A 1,502-nucleotide genomic window follows, 5' to 3' on the forward strand; every position below is an offset into this window, starting at 1 on the left:
CGGGGTGAAACCTGTGGAACGAGCGGCGGACGGGTGAGTAACACGTGGGCAACCTGCCTGAAAGTCCGGGATAACCCCGGGAAACCGGAGCTAATACCGGATGAGCCTGTCGACCGCCTGGTCGACGGGGAAAAGCGGGGATTTTCCTCGCGCTTTCAGATGGGCCCGCGGCGCATTAGCTTGTTGGAGAGGTAAAAGCTCCCCAAGGCAACGATGCGTAGCCGACCTGAGAGGGTGATCGGCCACACTGGGACTGAGACACGGCCCAGACTCCTACGGGAGGCAGCAGTAGGGAATCATCCGCAATGGGCGAAAGCCTGACGGTGCAACGCCGCGTGAGTGAAGAAGGTTTTCGGATCGTAAAGCTCTGTTATCCGAGAAGAACAAGGACTGGTCAAACAGGCCGGTTCCATGACGGTACCGGATCAGAAAGCCCCGGCTAACTACGTGCCAGCAGCCGCGGTAATACGTAGGGGGCAAGCGTTGTCCGGAATTATTGGGCGTAAAGGGCGCGCAGGCGGTTTCCTAAGTCTGATGTGAAAGGCCACGGCTCAACCGTGGAATGGCATTGGAAACTGGGGAACTTGAGTACAGGAGAGGAAAGCGGAATTCCACGTGTAGCGGTGAAATGCGTAGAGATGTGGAGGAACACCAGTGGCGAAGGCGGCTTTCTGGCCTGTAACTGACGCTGAGGCGCGAAAGCGTGGGGAGCGAACAGGATTAGATACCCTGGTAGTCCACGCCGTAAACGTTGAGTGCTAGGTGTTAGGGGTTTCGACGCCCTTAGTGCCGAAGCAAACGCATTAAGCACTCCGCCTGGGGAGTACGACCGCAAGGTTGAAACTCAAAGGAATTGACGGGGGCCCGCACAAGCGGTGGAGCATGTGGTTTAATTCGACGCAACGCGAAGAACCTTACCAGGTCTTGACATCTTCTGACCGCTCCAGAGATGGAGTTTTCCCCTTCGGGGGACAGAATGACAGGTGGTGCATGGTTGTCGTCAGCTCGTGTCGTGAGATGTTGGGTTAAGTCCCGCAACGAGCGCAACCCTTAACCTTAGTTGCCAGCATTAAGTTGGGCACTCTAGGGTGACTGCCGGTGACAAACCGGAGGAAGGCGGGGATGACGTCAAATCATCATGCCCCTTATGACCTGGGCTACACACGTGCTACAATGGATGGTACAGAGGGCAGCGAAGCCGCGAGGTGGAGCGAATCCCAAAAAGCCATTCTCAGTTCGGACTGCAGGCTGCAACTCGCCTGCATGAAGCCGGAATCGCTAGTAATCGCGGATCAGCATGCCGCGGTGAATACGTTCCCGGGCCTTGTACACACCGCCCGTCACACCACGAGAGCTTGCAACACCCGAAGTCGGTGGGGTAACCTTTTCAGGAGCCAGCCGCCGAAGGTGGGGCAGGTGATTGGGGTGAAGTCGTAACAAGGTATCCCTACCGGAAGGTGGGGATGGATCACCTCCTTTCTACGGAGCAACTTCCGAGTCGA

1 rRNA gene is annotated in these 1,502 nt (G+C 57.1%); it reads left to right on the forward strand.

Annotated features, from left to right (window positions below):
- Positions 1-1,479, forward strand: a 16S ribosomal RNA gene (locus BM124_RS18315); the annotation flags it as partial.
- Between the last annotated feature and the right edge of the window lie 23 nt (positions 1,480-1,502).

The organism is Salibacterium halotolerans (assembly GCF_900115625.1).
Classification (GTDB): domain Bacteria; phylum Bacillota; class Bacilli; order Bacillales; family Marinococcaceae; genus Salibacterium; species Salibacterium halotolerans.